This is a genomic window from Burkholderia sp. LFS061 (assembly GCF_047978125.1).
Lineage (GTDB): Bacteria > Pseudomonadota > Gammaproteobacteria > Burkholderiales > Burkholderiaceae > Burkholderia > Burkholderia pyrrocinia_C.
Genome location: NZ_JBFPFS010000181.1, coordinates 1 through 229, shown reverse-complemented (window position 1 = coordinate 229; position 229 = coordinate 1). Strand labels below are relative to the sequence as shown.

Below are 229 nucleotides of genomic sequence, written 5' to 3'. Positions count from 1 at the left end.
CCGCTACGACTACATCCAGGGCGTGACGGGCGCGTACAAGTCGGACAACAACGTGATTCGCGACAAGGACGACCCGATCGTCCCGCCGATGCCGCTCGGCCCGAGCCAGGGTGGCACACCGGCAGGGAACCTGTTCGATCTCGACAAGATGCGCCGCCAGCAGGTGCAGCGTCAGGTCGTGCCGGTTCCGGCCCAGCCGTTGCCGGAGCAGACGCCCGCGCAGCCGCAG

General features: G+C 68.6%; 1 protein-coding gene. It reads left to right on the top strand.

Features of this window, described 5'->3' with window-relative positions:
• Nucleotides 1-229: hypothetical protein (locus tag ACNQQL_RS36255; protein WP_347069765.1), on the top strand; the 229-nt coding region annotated here is incomplete at both ends.